13 protein-coding genes and 2 pseudogenes are annotated in these 17,389 nt (G+C 66.5%); 3 read left to right on the top strand and 12 right to left on the bottom strand.

The window, feature by feature from the left end:
- Window positions 1–38: 38 nt before the first annotated feature.
- The 8 genes from KAR29_RS10665 to aroF all read right to left on the bottom strand — a co-directional run bounded on the left by KAR29_RS10665 (window position 39) and on the right by aroF (window position 9,224).
- Window positions 39–1,565, bottom strand: a complete 1,527-nt coding sequence (locus KAR29_RS10665; RefSeq protein ID WP_274372974.1) for an alkaline phosphatase — start codon at window positions 1,563–1,565, stop codon at window positions 39–41.
- 517 nt (window positions 1,566–2,082) lie between these two features.
- On the bottom strand, window positions 2,083–2,529 hold the full coding sequence (aroQ, locus tag KAR29_RS10670) for a type II 3-dehydroquinate dehydratase (RefSeq protein WP_274372975.1): 447 nt from the start codon (window positions 2,527–2,529) through the stop codon (window positions 2,083–2,085).
- Entirely contained in the window at window positions 2,487–4,079 is a 1,593-nt protein-coding gene (locus KAR29_RS10675) for a bifunctional shikimate kinase/3-dehydroquinate synthase (protein ID WP_274372976.1), read from the bottom strand. Before KAR29_RS10675 ends, aroQ begins: the two co-directional genes overlap by 43 nt.
- Complete coding sequence (aroC, locus tag KAR29_RS10680) at window positions 4,072–5,238, bottom strand: chorismate synthase (protein ID WP_274372977.1); 1,167 nt, start codon at window positions 5,236–5,238, stop codon at window positions 4,072–4,074. The genes KAR29_RS10675 and aroC overlap by 8 nt, the downstream gene beginning before the upstream one ends.
- Complete coding sequence (gene aroE, locus KAR29_RS10685; RefSeq protein ID WP_274372978.1) at window positions 5,235–6,077, bottom strand: shikimate dehydrogenase; 843 nt, start codon at window positions 6,075–6,077, stop codon at window positions 5,235–5,237. The genes aroC and aroE overlap by 4 nt, the downstream gene beginning before the upstream one ends.
- Window positions 6,074–7,342 carry a 3-phosphoshikimate 1-carboxyvinyltransferase gene (aroA, locus tag KAR29_RS10690; protein WP_274372979.1) on the bottom strand — a complete coding sequence of 423 codons (1,269 nt, stop codon included), beginning with the start codon at window positions 7,340–7,342 and terminating at the stop codon, window positions 6,074–6,076. Before aroA ends, aroE begins: the two co-directional genes overlap by 4 nt.
- Window positions 7,339–8,199, bottom strand: coding sequence for a prephenate dehydrogenase (locus tag KAR29_RS10695; protein ID WP_274372980.1), 861 nt, complete (start codon window positions 8,197–8,199; stop codon window positions 7,339–7,341). Before KAR29_RS10695 ends, aroA begins: the two co-directional genes overlap by 4 nt.
- A complete protein-coding gene (gene aroF, locus KAR29_RS10700; protein ID WP_407649493.1) occupies window positions 8,175–9,224 on the bottom strand; it encodes a 3-deoxy-7-phosphoheptulonate synthase in 1,050 nt (349 codons plus the stop codon). Before aroF ends, KAR29_RS10695 begins: the two co-directional genes overlap by 25 nt.
- 437 nt (window positions 9,225–9,661) lie before the next feature.
- Between aroF and KAR29_RS10705 the strand changes: the two genes are divergently transcribed.
- On the top strand, window positions 9,662–10,975 hold the full coding sequence (locus tag KAR29_RS10705; RefSeq protein WP_274372981.1) for an ISNCY family transposase: 1,314 nt from the start codon (window positions 9,662–9,664) through the stop codon (window positions 10,973–10,975).
- Between the two features lie 353 nt (window positions 10,976–11,328).
- Here the strand turns inward: KAR29_RS10705 and KAR29_RS14100 are convergent, their stop codons facing one another.
- The 4 genes and pseudogenes from KAR29_RS14100 to KAR29_RS10720 form a co-directional block, all read right to left on the bottom strand.
- Window positions 11,329–12,099, bottom strand: a complete 771-nt coding sequence (locus tag KAR29_RS14100) for an EAL domain-containing protein (RefSeq protein WP_407649575.1) — start codon at window positions 12,097–12,099, stop codon at window positions 11,329–11,331.
- 352 nt (window positions 12,100–12,451) lie between these two features.
- A pseudogene (locus KAR29_RS14105) lies at window positions 12,452–13,465 on the bottom strand (PTS transporter subunit EIIC); the annotation flags it as partial.
- 376 nt (window positions 13,466–13,841) lie between these two features.
- A complete protein-coding gene (locus tag KAR29_RS10715; RefSeq protein ID WP_274372983.1) occupies window positions 13,842–15,578 on the bottom strand; it encodes a methyl-accepting chemotaxis protein in 1,737 nt (578 codons plus the stop codon).
- Window positions 15,579–16,179: 601 nt separating this feature from the next.
- Complete coding sequence (locus KAR29_RS10720; protein ID WP_274372984.1) at window positions 16,180–16,449, bottom strand: helix-turn-helix transcriptional regulator; 270 nt, start codon at window positions 16,447–16,449, stop codon at window positions 16,180–16,182.
- Window positions 16,450–16,570: 121 nt separating this feature from the next.
- Between KAR29_RS10720 and KAR29_RS14110 the strand changes: the two are divergent.
- Both KAR29_RS14110 and KAR29_RS10725 read left to right on the top strand, forming a co-directional pair.
- Window positions 16,571–16,780 (top strand): annotated as a pseudogene (locus tag KAR29_RS14110) (helix-turn-helix transcriptional regulator); the annotation flags it as partial.
- A gap of 99 nt (window positions 16,781–16,879) precedes the next feature.
- On the top strand, window positions 16,880–17,317 hold the full coding sequence (locus KAR29_RS10725) for a hypothetical protein (protein WP_274372985.1): 438 nt from the start codon (window positions 16,880–16,882) through the stop codon (window positions 17,315–17,317).
- Window positions 17,318–17,389 lie beyond the last annotated feature (72 nt).

The following is a 17,389-nucleotide window of genomic DNA, read 5'->3' on the forward strand; positions in this document are numbered from 1 at the left end:
GAGGGGATCCCCTTTCGGTCCCTCGGAGGAAGGGAGGATCAGTTGCGCAGGCCGGCGACGGACATGGTCTTCCAGGCCACGTCGGTGTTGTCGTAATAGCCGTTGAAGAGTTCGGCGCCGACGCCGGAGGCGAAGAGGGTCACGGGGATGCCCGTATGGGCGTAGGAGGTCCAGCCGATCCCGGCCTTCTGGTTGAGGATCTGCGTCAGCTTGACCGAAAGGGGCTCGTAGCCGCCGTAGAGAAGGAAGGTGGCCTCGTCCTTGGCGCGCTCCTGCTCGCCCTGGAGGGTCCGCTCGAAGGCCCGGCGGATCTCCTCCAGCTCCCTGTCGGAGAGAGCCATGGCCAGAACCTTGCGGGCCTCGTCGTCGCCTGCGGCGGCCTTTTCCTCGAGCGACTTCCGCTCGTCGGCGCCGACGGCGCGGAGCCCGAAGGATCGGGTGACGAGGGGCATCATGGCCTCGAAGCTCCTGTCCGATCCTTCTTTGAAGGCGGCGATCTTCTTGTCGAAGGATTCGTAGGACTCCTTCTGGAAGGCGACCTTTTCGAAGAAGGTCTCGTACTGCGTCCCGGCAAAGCCCAGGCTCATGCCGCCCGTCTCGTGGTCGCCGACGATGACGACGAGCGTCTCGTCGGGGTGCTTGGCGGCGAAGTCGAGGCCGACCTTGACGGCCTCGTCGAAGGCGAAGGTATCGCCGATGGCCGCGGCGGCGTCGTTGGCGTGGCAGGCCCAGTCGATCTTGCCCCCTTCGACCATCATGAAGAAGCCCTTGGGGTTGTCGAGGAGCTCGACGCCCTTGGCGGTGAACTCGGCCAGAGAGAGCTCGTTCTCTCCCCTGTCCATGTCGTAGGGCATGGCGTTGCTGCCGTCGAGGACGGGATTGACGGCGATAAGGGGCCTGTCTCCCGTGGCGGCCAGGATGGACGAACGGTCGCGAAGGACGGCGTAGCCCTTTTCGGCGGCCACGTCGTAGAGATCGGGCCGGTCCTTCTGCTTGCCCCGGCTCTGATGGAGACCGCCGCCGGCGAAGTAGTCGAAGCCGCTGTCGATGAGCTGCTGGCCGATCTCGTAGTAGTCGTTCCGGGAGGGCTGGGAGGCGTAGAAGGAGGCGGGCGTGGCGTGATTGAGGGAGACCGTCGAGAGAATGCCCACCTTCATCCCCGCGGCCTTGGCCATCTGGGCCACGGTGGTGAACTTCTTCGTCTTCGTCGGGTCCATGCCGATGACGCCGTTATCGGTCTTGTAGCCCGAGGCGAGAGAGGTGGCCGCCGGAGCCGAATCGGTGATGAAGGAGTTGCTCGAATAGGTGGTGATCATGCCCTGGACGGGAAGACTGCTGAGGTTGAGTCTCTTGAGGGACGGTTCCTTGCCGGAGGCCTCGAGGGAACTCTTGTAGATCTCGGCGGCGTTGACCTGCTGAAGCCCCATGCCGTCGCCGATGAAGAGAAAAACGTACTTGGCCTTGGGACCGCTCCAGTCGTTTTTCGTCTCCGCCGTCGCCAAAGTGGCGAAAAGGAGCAGCACCAGAAGGGCCAATCCCACTTTCTTCATCGCGAAACGATTCATGTCACCACGACCTCCTCGAAAGAATATGAGGTCATTATCGTCAACGGCCGTCACGGAAGGGCGACGGCAACCTTCCGGTTCCGTAAAGGCACATGGCCCATCGGACCCCAGACAGGGCGGGAGCGTTCGATCTCCCCAAAAAGGCGATGTTTTCGGGAGGCCCCGTTCTCCGCCCGAGGGGGCCGCAGACGATACGGATTTCCCGTCCCTCAGGGGTTTCCAGCCCCTCACGGCCGCGGCGGCTTCCGCTTTTGCCGGGAGCGAGGCCCGGCACGAGGGACGGGTTTTCCGTCCCTCGGGGGTTTCCGGCCCGAAAGAGGGCCGTCGAGGCGACGGCCCTCTTTCGGGGAAAAACCTCAGCCCTTTCCGGGACGGGCACGGACGCCTCGACCCACGCTCCCAGGAAAGGAGACGAGGCCGATCGGCCGTCCCGGCCGTGCGGGCGCGCCCGACCCGCAGGAGTTCCCGGCATGAAAACCGCTTTCTCGACGGCGTCACGTCGAGAAGGAACGACGCCTCACTTCCCTTCCAGAAGGGTCTTCAGCCCCTGGAGGGCCAGGATGTAGCCCGAGGCGCCGAATCCCATGACGAGGCCGGCGGCGACGGCGGTGAGATGGCTTTCGTGGCGGAAGGCCTCTCGGGCGGCCGTGTTGCTGAGATGGACTTCGATGACGGGGACGGAGACGGCGGCGACGGCGTCGCGAAGGGCGACGCTCGTGTGGCTGTAGGCGGCGCCGTTGAGGACGATGCCGTCGGCCTCGTCGCCTCCCCTCTGGACCCAGTCGACGAGATCGCCCTCGTGGTTGCTCTGGAAACAGCGCACCTCCAGGCCTCTTTCGGCCCCCCAGGCGCGGCAGTTTCCGTCGATCTCGTCGAGAGTCGTCGTGCCGTAGACGGAGGGCTCGCGACGTCCCAGAAGGTTCAGATTCGGTCCGTTGACGACGAAGAGAACGTTGCGTTCCACAGGAGCACCTCCTCGTAGGCTTTTTTCAGGTCGGCCAGGGGCACTTCCTCGACGACGGCCTTCCGCCCCTCGCGGGGAAGGACGAGGCGGGGCCGTCCTCCCTCGAATTTCTTGTCCCTCTTCAGGTGCCCCTCGATGGCGCCCCAGGGAAGGTCGGGGCGCCAGGGCAGGCCCAATCGCCTCAGGAGGGACAGGAGGCGACCCGTCGTCGTCTCCTCGACGAGGCCCATTTTTTCGGCCAGGACGGTGACGACGACGAGGCCTGCCGCGACGCCGTCGCCGTGGCTCCACCGTCCGTAGGCCGACGCGGCCTCCAGGGCGTGTCCGACGGTGTGCCCCAGATTGAGGCGGGCCCTGGCGCCGCTCCGTTCCCTTTCGTCTTCGTCGACGAGGGCCATTTTGATGGCTCCACAGCGGCGGACGAGACGTTCCAGGACCTCTCCGTCCCGGTCGAGGAGAGAGGGCGCGTCTTTTTCCATCTCATCGAAGAGGGCCCCGTCCTCGCCGAGACCGTATTTGACGGCTTCGGCCAGTCCCTGACGGTAATCGCCGTCGGAAAGGGTCCGAAGAAGATCGACGTCGGCGACGACGAGACGGGGCTGATGGAAGGCGCCGACGAGGTTTTTTCCCTCGTCGAGGTTGACGCCCACCTTGCCGCCCAGAGAGCTGTCGAGCTGGGCCAGCAGCGTCGTGGGACAGTGGACGACGTCGACGCCGCGCATCCAGGTGGCGGCGGCGAACCCTGCGGCGTCTCCCACCGTCCCTCCCCCCAGGGCCAGGACCGATCCCGACCGGTCCAGTCCGGACCGGTCGAAGGCACCGTAGAGCTCCCGGACACGGTCGAGGCGCTTGGCCCCTTCCCCCCGCGGGAGAAGGCTCTCTCCGAGACGCTCGCCCAGAAGGGGACCGTAGAGAGGCCCCGTCAGCTCGTCGGCGACGACGAAGGGTCTGGAAGGCGCGCCGGGAAGGTCACGCCATCTTTTCAGGATGCCCCGGCCGACGAAGATCGTCCTGCCCGGAAGAGAGCGCGCCTCCCCCTCGCGAGGCGCACCTCGGAGACCGAGGCGCTCGGCGATGCGGCGGGCCGCCTCTTCGGCGTCGAGATCGTCGACGTCGAGAAGGAGGTCTCCTCTGGAGTAGGCCTCTTCCCGCGAGGCCAGAAGGGCCTCCATATCGCCCCCGGCCAGGAGGGGACGCCCTTCGCCCGAGCCGAGACGACGGCCGATCGTCTCGGGCCGGGCCCGGAGGATGACGAGACGCCCCGTGGCCAGAAGACGTCGGCGGCTCGCCTCGTCGACGAGGGTTCCGCCGCCGAGGGCCACGACGAGCCCCTTGAGGTCGGCGATCTCCTCGACGAGACGGGCCTCGACATCGCGAAAAAAGGCTTCGCCCCTTTCGGCGAAGATGCGGGCTACGGTCAGGCCCAGGCGACTCTCGGCGAGGCCGTCCAGGTCGATAAAGGGACGGCCCGTCCTCTCGGCAAGGCGACGGCCCGTCGTCGTCTTGCCCGTTCCCATGAAACCGCCCAGGTAGACGTTGGGCTCACTCACGAAAGATCTCCCCCTTGCGGCGAAAGGCGGCGACGCGCTCGACGAACTCGGAGAGCCTGTCGCCGCCGAACTGCTCGGCCAGGGCGACGGCCGCCGTCCAGGCTCCGAGAGCCCTCCCGACGACGGCCGCGGCCGGAACGGCGCAGACGTCGCCCCGCTCGACATGGGCCGACGCGGCCAGCCCCGTCCGGATGTCGACGGAATCCAGAGGGCGACGCAGGGTGGGGATGGGCTTCATGGCCGCCCGGAGAAGAATCTCCTCTCCGTTCGACATGCCCCCCTCGATCCCTCCGGCCCTGTTGGTCCGGCGCCGCACCCCCCGGCCGTCGCGGACGATGGCGTCGTGAGCCCCGCTGCCGGGACGGTCGGCGAGGCGGAAGCCGTCGCCGATTTCGACGCCCTTGATGGCCGGGATGGACATGAGCGCGGCGGCGAAACGGCCGTCGAGACGGCGGTCCAGTTCGGCATAGGACCCCACCCCGGCGGGCATCCCCGTCAGGGAGACGACGAAGGTCCCTCCCAGGGTATCGCCCTCGTCGCGGGCGGCGACGATGCGCTCGACGAGGGCGGCCTCGTCCTCTTCCCGGGCGCAGCCCAGGTCCGAGGCGGCGGCCCGGTCCCACTCCTCGTCACAGAGGGGACGGGTGCAGGAGAGGCCGCCGATGGAGTCGACGGCCTCTCGGACGCCGATGCCGACGGTTTCCAGAAGGAGGCCGGCGACGACGCCGACGACGGTCCAGGCCGCCGTGGCCCGGGCGCTGGCCCGTTCGAGGACGTTGCGGCAGTCGTCGTGGCCGTACTTGACGATCCCCGCCATGTCGGCATGTCCCGGTCGGGGACAGGTGGCGGCGCGGCACGCCGCCGCCTCGACATCGACCGACTCGGCGTCGACGGCGGGACGCCATATCTCCCATTCGCTGTTGCCCAGGGAGAGGGCCAGAGGCGATCCCGTCGTCAGGCCGTCGCGCAGCCCTCCCCAGAAGGTCAGCTCGTCGCGCTCGAGGGCCATCCTCGGCCCCCGGCCGTAGCCGCGACGGCGGCGGGCCAGTTCGGAGGTGAAGCGCTCCCGGGGAAGGCGCAACCCCGCGGGAAGACCTTCGACGACGATGACGTAGCCCCGGCCGTGGGACTCTCCGCCGGTGAGGAAGCGCAGCGTCATCGCCCTTCCTCCAGGGCCCGCCTCATGACCTCCAGCGGAGCGGAACGTCCCGTGAAGAGGGAGAAAGCCCTCGCCCCCTGGCGGAGAAGGACCTCCTCGCCGCCGACGGCGAGGAGGCCCTCGGCAAGGGCGCCCTCGACGAGCTCCGTCTTCCCCCGCCTGGAGTAGACGAGATCGAGAAGAGGCGCCCCTTTGAGGGAACGAAGCAGACGCCGCAGATCGTCGCCGGGCCAGGCGTTGCCCTCCAGTCCCAGAGAGGTGGCGTTGACGACGACGTCGAAGGTCGATTCGTGAAAGTCGCGCCAGTCGACGACGACGATGGCCCGCCTCCCCAGGGAGAGGGCCACGTCGTCGGCAAGACGGACCGCCCGCTCGGGACTCCGGTTGGCCACGAAAAGGACAGAGGCTCCCCGTGAGAGAAGGGCCACGGCCGCCGCCCTGGCCGAGCCTCCGGCGCCGAGGAGAAGGGCCCGCGTCCCCTTTCGGGGCAGGAGATCGAGGGCGCCCTCGACGCCGTCGATGTCGCTGTTGTACCCTTCGAGCCTTCCGTCGCGGAAGAGGACGACGTTGACGGCTCCCAGCGATCGGGCCCGAGGCTCGACGTCGTCACAGAGGGCGAAGGCCTCCTCTTTGTGGGGAACGGTCACGTTCGCCCCCAGGGCCCCCAGAGCGGCCAGCCCCTCCAGAGCGACACCGAGCCTCCCCGGCGGGACGTCGAAGGCCAGGTAGCGGGCGTCGATCCCCTCGTGGCGGAAGGCGGCGTTCTGCATGGCCGGCGAGAGGGAGTGATCGACGGGGTGGCCCAGAAGGGCGACCAGAGCCGTCGTCGGACCGATCACCGCCCGGTCCTCCTCCGCAGCTCGTCGAGGAAGCCGGGGTAGGAGATGGCCACACAGTCGACGTCGTCGATGAGGACCTCCCCCTCGGCGACGAGACCGGCCACGGCGAGGGCCATGGCGACGCGATGATCGCCGCGGCTCGAGACGGCGCCGCCCTTCAGGGGATGACCGCCCTCGATGACCCATCCGTCGGGCCGTTCCTCGACGGCCGCCCCCAGAGCCGACAGCCCCTCGGCCATGGCGGCGATTCGGTCCGACTCCTTGACGCGCAGCTCGGCGGCGCCTCGGACCTCCGTCACGCCTCGGGCCTGCGTGGCGGCCACGGCCAGAAGGGGCAGCTCGTCGACGAGAAGGGGAATCTCCGTCCCGTCGACGGCCGTCGCCTTCAGCGACGAGGACCGGACCGTCACCGTTCCCGTCGGCTCTCCCCCGGAGGGATTTCCGGGCAGGACGTCGCAGTCGAGGCCCATCCGCTCCAGGACGGCCAGGAGGCCCGTCCGGGTCGGATTGAGATTGACGCCCTCGATGGAAAGATCCGATCCGGCCAAAAGGGAGGCGGCGACGATCCAGAAGGCCGCCGAGGAGAAATCGCCGGGAAGGGTCCACCGTCCCCCGGGAAGGTCGTCGCAGGGGAAGACGGCCACGGCCTCGCCCTCCCTCTTGAGGGGAACGCCGAGGTAGTCGAGCATGATCTCCGTGTGGTCCCGGCTCCGCCGGGGCTCGACGACGGTGACGCTTCCCTGGGCCGAAAGCCCGGCCAGAAGAAGGGCCGACTTGACCTGGGCGCTGGCCATGGGCAGGGTGTAGAGGCCGCCGGTGAGGCGCGTCCCCCGCACGGAAAGGGGCAGTTTCGTCCCGCCGTCGCAGCCGTCGATGCGGGCCCCCAGCGTCCGCAGAGGGTCGACGACGCGGCTCATGGGACGGCGGCGGAGGCTGGCGTCGCCGGTGATGACGGAGAAGACGCCGGGGATGCCCGACAGAAGGCCGCAGAGGAGGCGGGCCGTCGTCCCCGAATTTCCGGCGTCGAGAAGGCCTCCCTCGGCGAGGGGACCGTTCCGACGGACGCGGACCCGGTCTCCTTCGCGCTCGACGGCGACGCCGAGGCGCCTCAGGCAATCGAGCGTGCTGGCGCAGTCGGCTCCGTTCGAGAAGTGGTCCACCTCGATGCCCTCCCGCGAGAGGGCTCCGACGAGGGCGGCTCTATGGGAAATCGATTTGTCTCCGGGAACGGTGATCGTTCCTCTCAGCGGCTCGGCTCGGCTCATGGTCTCATCCTCCTGAAAGTACGGCTCAGGGCCGCTTCTCGTCTCGAGGCCCCCAGTCGGGCCAGATCCTCCATCTCGTCGGCCGTCGATCGCCTCATCTGCTGCAGAGTGGCGATGAGGCGGTCGAGACAGCCTTCCAGCGCCTCGTTCTCGGCCCAGAGATCGGCCGTCATCCAGGCCGGGCCCGCGGCGACGCGCGTCGTGTCGCGAAAGCCTCCCCCGGCGAGAAGGGCGAAATCGGGGCGGCGGTCCAGTTCCTCTCCCGCGGCGAGGGCCAGGGCCGTCGCCGTCAGGAGGGGCAGGTGGCTGACGCAGGCCGTGGCCCCGTCGTGATCGTCGGGACCGAGAAGGCCCGACTCGGCCCCGATGATCCGGGCCAGCTCACGGGCCAGGTCGACGACCTCCCCGTCGGTCCTTTCGTCGGCGACGACGGCGCAGAAGGCCCCTCGGAAGAGCTCGCCGTCGGCGTTGTCGATGCCGCCCCTCTCCCGGCCCGCCATGGGGTGGAACCCGGCGTAGCGCCCCGAAAAAAGGGGAGACAGGACCCGAAAGGCCCGGGCCTGAACGCTGGCCGCGTTGAAGACGACAGGGAGGGCCCCGGACCGGAATATCGCCTCCGCCGTCCCGACGACGTGGCGCGGAGGCAGGGCCAGGACGACGGCGTCGCAGCGGGAGCACAGAGCCTCAAGCGAAGAGGCCGCCTCGTCGACGGCCCCCAGGACAAGGGCTCGGCGGAGAGCGTCGCCGTCAAGGTCCCAGCCGAGGACGGAGGCCGCCCTGCCCCTCAGGGCCAGACCGAGAGAGCCGCCGATGAGCCCCGTTCCGACGATGCCTAGATGGCGATCCCCAAGCCGCACCGGGCCTCCTCCTCTCCGGCGGCGAGAGCTCCGGCCAGATGGCGGACGCGGCCCATGAGGGCGGCGAAGGCGGGGATGTCGAGCGACTGGGGACCGTCGCAGAGGGCCTCCTCGGGGGCGCAGTGGACTTCGATGATGAGTCCGTCGGCCCCGGCGGCCAGGGCGGCCAGGCTCATGGGAAGGATCAGCTCGCGCCGTCCCGTGGCGTGGCTGGGATCGACGACGACGGGCAGATGACTCAGCGACTTGACGAGGGGAATGACGCTCAGGTCGAGCGTGTTGCGGGTGCTCTTGTCGAAGCTGCGGATGCCTCGCTCGCAGAGAACGACGCGCGAATTCCCCCCGGCCAGGATGTACTCGGCGGCCTGAAGCCACTCGTCGACGGTGGAGGCCATGCCCCGCTTGAGCAGGACAGGCCTGTCGACGCGGCCCAGGGCCTTGAGCAGGCTGAAGTTCTGCATGTTCCGCGTCCCCACCTGGAGGATGTCGACGTGAGGGGCCAGCCACTCCACGTCCTCGGGAGCCATGACCTCGGTGATGATGGGAAGTCCCGTGGCCTTCCGGGCCTCGAGGAGAAGGGCGATCCCCTCGCTTCCGAGCCCCTGGAAGGCATAGGGATTGGAGCGGGGCTTGAAGGCGCCGCCTCTGAGGACGGAAGCGCCCGAGGCCTTCACGCCTCGGGCCGTCTCGAGAAGCTGCCGGCGGCTTTCGACGGAACAGGGTCCGGCCATGACGAGAGGGACGCCCTGACCGAGAATCAGGCCGTCGGCAAGCTCCATGGCGGGCCGGGAGGCGAAGACGTCGCGGCTGGCGAGGGGGAAGGAGCACTTCGTCTCGTGAAGGGCCACCACGCCGGGCAGAGCGGCGAGGGGAGCCTTGTCGGCGTGGAGATCGACGGCGACGACACAGGGGCCTTCGGGCCAGGGGACGACGCGGGCCTGTCCCCCGCGGCTTTCGATGTTCTCGCAGACGCGGGCCACTTCCAGGCTGTTGGCGTTGCAGGTCATTTCGACGACGGTCATCATCTCTCGCACCTCCTGAAATTTTTCAATACAGAAAAAGGCCGGAACCTGGATGTGAAAATCCGGTTCCGGCCTTCGCCATTCGATCCCATTTCCGACGGGGTACGTCGATGGACTCTCTATCAGGCGGCGATGGGTTTCGATTCAGCCGATCTCGGATTTCCACGTGATTTTGGACCACTGGCGTAATAGCGCCACTGGCCGTCGGTAAAGTAATAGCTCACGCTGCAGAGACCTTGCATGGTCCTGTCGGAAACCGTCATTCGGCTGACCTCCCTTCCTCATCGCTTCGCCCCGCAGGGCCCTGTTGGCAAACCATTCTACCGGGCCCGCCCCTTTTGTCAAGAGGAACGGTTACAAAATGTCGCCGGACAATGGTATTGTCACTCGTGAAGAGGACAGGGAAAATGTCACTTATGACGACCAGGAGAGACCTACTCATGAAGACAAAAGAAGCAAGGCGCTTGGGGTTGGTGGAAGAGGCTGTCGCGGGCAACCTGACGGTTCAGGAGGTGGCCGATCGGCTCGGTCTGAGCCGCCGTCAGGTCTTTCGGCTCAAACGACGCTACCGGGAAGAAGGAGCGCAGGGGCTCCTGCACAAGGGACGAGGCAAACCGTCCCGGCGCAGAATCTCTCAGGAGACACGGGATTTCGTCGTCAGTCTGGCCAAGGGTCTTTACAGGGATACGAGCTGTCAGCACATGGCCGAACTCCTTGCCGAAGAGCATGATCTCGTGCTGAGCGCCAAGAGCATCGCCCGTTTCCTTCGCGCGGAGAACCTGTCCCTCGTTCATCGCCACCGGGCCCCGAAGCGGCGTTCCCGCAGGGTCCGACGGTCCCGACGAGGCGATCTGGTCCAGATGGACGCCTCTCCTTTCGATTGGTTCGAGATCGGTGAGCGTTGCACTCTCCACGGCGTGATTGACGATGCCACAGGAGAGGTCCTCGGTCTGTGGATGGCCAGGAATGAGTGCCTCTTCGGCTACTTCCGCGTGCTCCGTCAGATGCTTGATCGCCACGGCGTGCCTCGCGAGCTTTACGCCGACCGCCACACCATCTTCCTTTCTCCCAAGTCGGAAAAACTGACGATCAAGGAGGAGCTGGAGGACTCGGCGCCTGTAACCCAGTTCGGCCGCGCTCTGGAGGTTCTCGGAACTCGCTATGTCCCTGCAGGGTCTCCCCAGGCGAAGGGGCGGATCGAAAGGCTCTGGGGAACTCTTCAGGATCGTCTCGTCGTCGCCTTCCGACGGGCCGGAGTGAAAACGATCGAAGAGGCCAACGTCCTGCTCGCCGCCTACCCGGGAGAGGTCCATAACCCGAGGTTCGCTCGTCCTCCCGCAGAGGGGGCATCTGCCTTTCTCCCTCCGCCGGACGGCCCCGCTCTCGATCTCCTCCTGACTCGCCAGACCGACCGGAAGGCCTCGGGAGACTCGACGATTTCCCTCGACGGAAAACTGTACTCCCTGATAGGCCCCCGCAGACGCCCCCTGCTTCTTGCCAGGGGACAGGCGGTCAAGGTCATCGAGAAGCTCGACGGGAAACTCCTGGCTCTTGTCCATGACGGGCTCTACGATCTCGCAGCCGTCGACAAAGAGCCCCCTGCGACTCCCCCGCCTGTCATCGAGACGAAAACAGGCACTCCATGCAAAACGAAGAAGCAGAGGAAGCCGGCGGCAGACCATCCCTGGCGACAGAATCCCGCTCCTCCTGCCGCGGCGGTCGGCTCCGAGCAAGGGACGGGTTCCCCTCCCTAAAAGGACATCCGCCGCGGAGGAAAGCCAAGGCGGGCTGTTGACGGGGGCGATTTCAGCCCCTCGAAAGCGACACTTTCATTGTCCCTCAGACCCTCTTTTTAGATGACATTTTTAGTGTCCCTTGACAGAGGAACGGTTACAAAATCATCGGGCCGATTTGATTTCAAAGCCGGCAGGGCAGCCCGGCGGCCGCTCAGACGGCGACGGAGACACGACCTCCGCCTCTCCGGGGCGGGCGCGGGCAGGAGACCTGCGCCCCGGGGAAAGGCGAGGACGCCGATCCGTCGCCCCGGCGGGGCGGGAAGATCCGGCCGCACCTCTCGCCGACGGCGATGCCCCCGTTCCCCAATCCCTCACCTTTTCCCGGCCTCGCCCTTTTCCCGGGGGGAACTCTCCCTCGCCAGGACGAGAAAATCCTCGAAGGGAACGGCAGGGCTGTAGAGATAGCCCTGGTACTGGGTGCAGCCCAAGCGCTCCAGAAGGCTCTGCTGCTCCTTCGTCTCCACGCACTCCCCCAGAACGGTGAAATCGAGAGCTCGCGACAGGGAGACGATCGTGGCGATGATCTCGCCGCACCGGGGGTTGTCCTTGAGTCCGCGGACGAGAGATCCATCCAGCTTGACCATGTCGAAGGCACTGTTCTGCAGGTACTTGATGGAGGTATGGCCCATGGAGAAATCGTCGATGACCAGCGGAAACCCCATGGCGCGGATGCGCCGACTCTTCGCCTCCGTCTCCCTGTCGGAAAGGAGCGCCTTCTGCTCGGTGATTTCGATCCACAGTTCGTTTCGCCCCACGGAGCCGTCGGCGATCAGCTCTCCCAGAAAGGCCTCGAAGGCCCCCTCGTAGAAGGTGGGGACCGTCACGTTGACGCAGGTCTTGAGAGGCCGCCCCAAGGTCCGGCGAAGGACGGCCATGTCGCGGACGGCCCTCCGCAGGACATAGCATTCCAGGTCGTAGAGAAAGCCGGCCTCTTCGGCCAGGCGAACGGCCAGGGGGGGGGTAGATCTTCCCGAAAAACCCGTGATTCCAGCGCAACAGGGCTTCCGACCCGACGCAGCGCCCCCTGTCGTCGTACTGGGGCTGATAATGGAGCGCCAGTTCGTGGCGCTCCAGAGCGCGATTCAGGTCCGAGGCGAGCCTCTTGGCGACGAGTCCGAGCGCCCCTCCTGAGGCCATGAGACGGACCGGCACGAGGGTCTCCTCGCTCCGCTCCAGGAGGCCGACGAGGCGGTTCAGGTCGGCCGAGGCGTGGCGGAGTTTCTGCTCCTCGTAGAGGACGATGAAGGGACGGTAGACGAAAAGGCCCAGGACAAGATTGAATCCCTGCAGGAGGCTGCCCCGGAGGGAGCCGGTGGCGAGGTAGCCCCCGAGGAACACCGGCGTCGTCCAGGGCACCGCCCGGGAGGGGAGGGGAACGAACCCCAGGGCCATGGCTCCGTAGGAGAGGAGCGTCGTCAGCAGGGGCACGACGATGAAGGGAACGAGCAGATGGAGGTTGTAGACGACGGGCAGCCCGAAGAGCATCAGTTCGTTGACGTTGAAGAGCATCGGGACGAAGGCGATCTTCGAAAGGGCCCTGTCGCCCCGGTCCCGGCTGAAAAGAATCAGGGCGAGAAGAAGACAGAGGGAGCTCCCGCAGCCGCCCATCAGGACGAAGACGTCGATGAAGGTCTTGGAGACGATCTCCGCAGGAGGCTGCCCCTGGGCTGTCAGGGCCAGGTTGGCCGCCATGGCCGGTTCGAGGAGCCTTCGGGAGACGCCTTCGAGGACGTTGCTCCCGTGAACGCCGAAAAACCAGAGCGAACTGGAGGCCAGGACGAAGGAGAGGGCCCTGGGAAGGCCGCTCCCGATGCGGGAGAAAAGACGGGTCGCCCCGTCGACGAACAGAGCCTGAAGGCTCGTGACGTGCAGGACCCGGACGAGGACGAGATCGAGAAGGGCGACGGTCGCGACGGCCAGGAGAGAGGGGAGAACGACGGAGACGGCGTCGCTGAAGTCCGCATCGGCGCCGTCCGAATAGAGCCGAAGCCCCCGGAGCCTCCTGCCGCTCCAGAAGTCGAACAGCGACGTCGAAAGGAGGGCGGCGACGATGGCCGTGAACATGCCGTCGATGCCCATCGTCTCGAAAGCGACGGTCACGTCGGGAAAACCGCTCAGGATGGCGAAGGAGGCAAGGGAGACGAGGGGAAAGGCCAGAGCCTTCTCCTCCCTGTCGGGCTCCATCCGCGCCCGGCTCAGGGCGGTGAAAAGCGCCATATAGACCGAAAGCATGCCGAAGGTGGCGTCGACGAGGAGAGAGGCCAGATCGATCAGCGCGCCCGACGCGAAACGGGACAGGAAGCTCTGATAGGGAGGAAAGGGAAAGAACCGGAACACCAGGGAAAAAGAGCCTATCATGACGATCGGAATGGCCATGACGAGGCCCTTCCGTATGGATCGGACGAGGGTGCCGTCGGGCAGTTTTTTCCCGTAGAAAAGGTCGGGCATCGAGGCAGCTCTCCTGACTTTACGTTCTCCGATTCCGTCGAATGATGCCGTCTCCTGTCGCACCCGGCCGGAACCCTCTCACCTCCGCCCCGGTGAACGATCTTTCGGAAATCCCCGAAAGAGAGCGGGAACGAGGCAAATGCCCGCAAAGGATAGCAGACAAGGGACCTCTTTCACAACGGCCCCTCGGCCGCCAAAATTCTCAGGCCCGCCAGGACCCGCTCAACCGGATCCGTCGATTCGGGGACCACGTGAAGGACCCGACCGGCGCGGGTCCGAGGCACGTTCTTCCACGCCGCAGACGCGTTGCAGCCCGCTTGACGGAGTTTCGGTCCCTCATCGCCTGCGGATGCAGAGGCCGACGGAAGGGCGCCGCTCAGCCCCTCGCGACGGGCAGAAGCCCCGCCGGATCGGAGGCGTCGGTGCGGAAGAAGGCCACCCGCCGCTGAAGGTCCTCGCCGATGCGGGCCAGTCCCTCGGCGCCCTTGGCGACGCGCTCGGCCGCCGTCGCCACCTCGACCACCTGGTCGCGGACGTTGCGCGCCATGGCGTTGGAGTCGCTCACCTTGCCGGCCATGTCCTGGACGGCCGAGGCGATCTCCCCGCTCGAGGCGGCCTGTTCCTCGCTGACGGCGGCCAGGTCCTGGGCCGATCCGGCGATGTTCTCCAGCCCCTTCAGGATGAGGCCGATCTTCGCCGAGGCCTCCCGGACGAGGCCGTCGGCGTTGCGGGCCCCCTCGCGGTTCCGGTCCGCCCCGGCGCGGACCGAGGCCAGGTCGGCGGCGATGGACCCGGCCAGGTCGGCGATGTTACGGGCCGCCCCGTTGGACTCCTCGGCCAGCTTGCGCACCTCCTCGGCGACGACGGCGAAGCCCCGGCCGTGCTCGCCCGCCCGGGCCGCCTCGATGGCGGCGTTGAGGGCCAGCAGGTTCGTCTGGTCGGCGATGCCCGAGATGACGGCGACGATCTTCTGGATCTGGGCCGCCTTCTCGGCCAGGGCCACGGCGGCCTTCGACGAGGCCTCGGCCTCCTTCGTCACCTCCGTCATGGTGACGACGGTCCGCGTCACGGCCTCCATGCCCGACTCCCCGGCCCTGCGGGCCTCTTCCACTTCGGCCGAGACGTCGCCGCTGCGGTTGGCCGTCGTCGTGGCCCCGGCGGCCACCTCCTCGACGGAGGCGTTGAGCTCTTGTCCTATGGCGGCCAGGTTCTCCATGGCGCCTCCCACGGTCTCGACGCCGCTGCGGGCCTCTTCGACTCCGGCGTTGGATTCTTCGGCCAAAGAGGCGAATTCCTGGGCCTCGTGACTCAGGCGTGCGGCGATGTCGGCCACGGCGGCGATGACCTCGCTCAGGCTCCGCCCCATCCCTTCCAGGGCCGAGGCGATGGAGGCCACCTCGTCGCGACCCTCGTCGGAAAAGGAGACCGTCAGGTCCCCCTCGGCGAAGCGGGCCACGAGACCTTCGAGGCGGGCCAGGGGACGGGTGATGGCGCGGCCGATGAGAAGCCCCGCCAGAGAGGCCAGAAGCAGAGCCGCCACGGAGAGAATCAGAAGCTGCCTGACGGCCCCGGCGTTGGCCGCGGCGACCGAGTCCCTCCGCTCGTCGGCGTCACTCTCCTGGTCGGCGGCGAAACGGGCCAGGGCGGCCTGATAGGCCTCGCCGAGAGGGGCCGTGTGATCGCGGAACAACTCGTAGGCCTCGCCCTTTCTGTTGATGCGGGCCAGGGCGAGGACCTCTTCCAGATCGTCCCGGAAGATCCTCCGGGTCTCCTCGACCTGGTCCAACAGGCGCAGGTCCCCCTCATCAAGGTCGGCCTGGCGGATCCGGACGATGTCCTCGTCGGCGCGGCGGCTCCGATCGGCTATCTCGCTGCCGAGGGCGGCCTTGTCCTCCTCGTTTTCGGTAAGCATGAGATGATAAATATCGCGCTCGACGGCTCGGGCGTGAACTCTGATGTCGTTGGCCAGGAGGGCCGGCGTGAAGACGTTTTCATAGAGATCGGCGAGATCCTTCCCGGCCCGGTCGGCCGCCCTGTATCCGATGAAGCCGACGGCGACGAGAGAAGAGGAAAGAATGGCGACGAGGAGAGAGAGTTTGCCGAAAGTTTTCATGCGTCGGAAGAAGGACATGGGAAAGACCTCTTTTCGAATGGGATGGGTGAAACATCTGAAAAACCGCGGCCCCTTCGCTCCATTTGTCCCGTTTCTGGTATATGATACAAGAAAGAGTATTTTGGATTCCTTTCCCCGGAAAGGACGGATCATCCGTCTCGTCTCTAATGTTTTATTCATCTTTATTCGGAGAAACCCTTTTTCTCGAATCTATTCGTTATTTATATAACGAATAGATGATCCCCCCGACATCGGGGACAAAAAAAGGTCCCTCTTTTGCGACGGGGAAACGAACCTCCGATTTCCTTGAATCTCTGCTATAATGCCCTCTCGGCGAAAAGAGCAGGCCGCCGCGAAGGCCGAAAAAAGGGAGAGAACGCTTTCGGCGAAGGGCGGCCGTGACGGCAGCGGGCGCCGTGATCCTACGGCGAGACGATCCTCTCGGGGCGGAAGCCGCAGACGGACAAGGCGCCTCGGCGGCCCGCCGCGCGAAAAAAGCAGGGGCCACCCGGAAGACTGTGAAGAGGGGGAGAGGACGGTGCCATCGGCCTCTCCCCGCCGAGGACGGCAGAGACGCAGACGACGGTCTCCTCGGGGGAACTCAGGATCGATCGAGCCTCCGGCCCCCTCCGAGGCGGAGGGGACGCCCCTCCTCCGCCGGGGAGAGGCGGACGAAGAGCTCGCCACGCTCGAGGCCCAGATGTCCTTCGAGAGCGCCCAGAGCCTCGACGCTGGGAAGGCTGCGGCCGAGCTCCCACGACAGCAGCGTCTGCCGCCGGACGCCCACCATGTTCGCCAAAGTTTGCTGGGTCATTCCCAGCGACACCCTTCTCGCCCGGAGAGCGGCACCCAGGTCCTTTTTCAAGAACATCACCTCCGTTTATGTGCGTTTTCAACTGCATGGTAGCATCTATTCCCTCTAAGTCAATAGAAACGTACTTGAAATGTTTTATTGAGCGATCTTGCCCTTTGCTTCCCATCCATGTACGCTCATGCGGACATCGAAGGGGGGGGATGACGTGGCTGCGGAGAAAATTTGGGGCGATACCTTACGAAAGGCCCGGAAACGCCTGGGATTGAAACAGGAAGATCTGGCCCAGGTCCTCGGCGTGCGGAGACAGACCGTCGGCGCCTGGGAAAAGGGGACGACATCGCCGGATATCGCGGTCTTGAGCAGGGTCGCCGCCACGCTGAAGACTTCCGTCTCGTATCTCGTCGGCGAAACGGAAGACCCCCGTCCCCCATCGGAGACGGGTTCCTTCGGAAAGACTCCCTTTCGATCCGACACAGAGACAGGCGGGATGGCATTGACAGGGGAAACGCACACGGGAAGGGGGGCGAACCGCGCCGGAGAGGGGGAGAGCCTCACGATCGAGCTCGCTCTGCCCTCGGGACGGACCGTCGCGGCCTCCCCCAAACAGGTCGAGGCCTACCGCGACTGGGAGCGGGACCGCGACGCCGCCAAGACGCTCACCGTCGCCGCCACCCTCGGAATTCCCCTGAGCGATATGGTGCCCCGCGAAACCTCCGAGGGCTACCCCACGGAAAGGCACCGGAACCTGGCGGCGATCGTCAAGCTCGCCACCGCGGGCCACTGCCGCGACGCCCTGCCCGAAAGGGACGCCGACATCCTGCGCCGGATCGCCGAAGAGGACATCTGCCACATTCTGGCCATCGTCAGGGAAACCCTGCGGTGGAAACTCGATCAGATCTTCAGGGACAAGAAGGGAGACCGCTGAACCCCGACGACGGTCTCCCTCTCGACTTTTTTCCTATCGCCGCCGCGGCGGAAGCGCGGCTCCCCGGCCTTC

This window comes from Aminithiophilus ramosus, assembly GCF_018069705.1.
Lineage (GTDB): Bacteria > Synergistota > Synergistia > Synergistales > Aminithiophilaceae > Aminithiophilus > Aminithiophilus ramosus.

What these genes read in the sequence shown, in the direction of transcription:
- KAR29_RS10665 (WP_274372974.1), bottom strand. Translation starts at nt 1,565, where the DNA reads ATGAATCGTTTCGCGATGAAGAAAGTGGGATTGGCCCTTCTGGTGCTG.
- aroC (WP_274372977.1), bottom strand. Translation starts at nt 5,238, where the DNA reads ATGACGCTGCGCTTCCTCACCGGCGGAGAGTCCCACGGCCGGGGCTAC.
- aroA (WP_274372979.1), bottom strand. Translation starts at nt 7,342, where the DNA reads ATGAGCCGAGCCGAGCCGCTGAGAGGAACGATCACCGTTCCCGGAGAC.
- aroF (WP_407649493.1), bottom strand. Translation starts at nt 9,224, where the DNA reads ATGATGACCGTCGTCGAAATGACCTGCAACGCCAACAGCCTGGAAGTG.
- KAR29_RS10705 (WP_274372981.1), top strand. Translation starts at nt 9,662, where the DNA reads ATGAAGACAAAAGAAGCAAGGCGCTTGGGGTTGGTGGAAGAGGCTGTC.
- KAR29_RS10715 (WP_274372983.1), bottom strand. Translation starts at nt 15,578, where the DNA reads ATGAAAACTTTCGGCAAACTCTCTCTCCTCGTCGCCATTCTTTCCTCT.
- KAR29_RS10720 (WP_274372984.1), bottom strand. Translation starts at nt 16,449, where the DNA reads ATGTTCTTGAAAAAGGACCTGGGTGCCGCTCTCCGGGCGAGAAGGGTG.
- KAR29_RS10725 (WP_274372985.1), top strand. Translation starts at nt 16,880, where the DNA reads ATGGCATTGACAGGGGAAACGCACACGGGAAGGGGGGCGAACCGCGCC.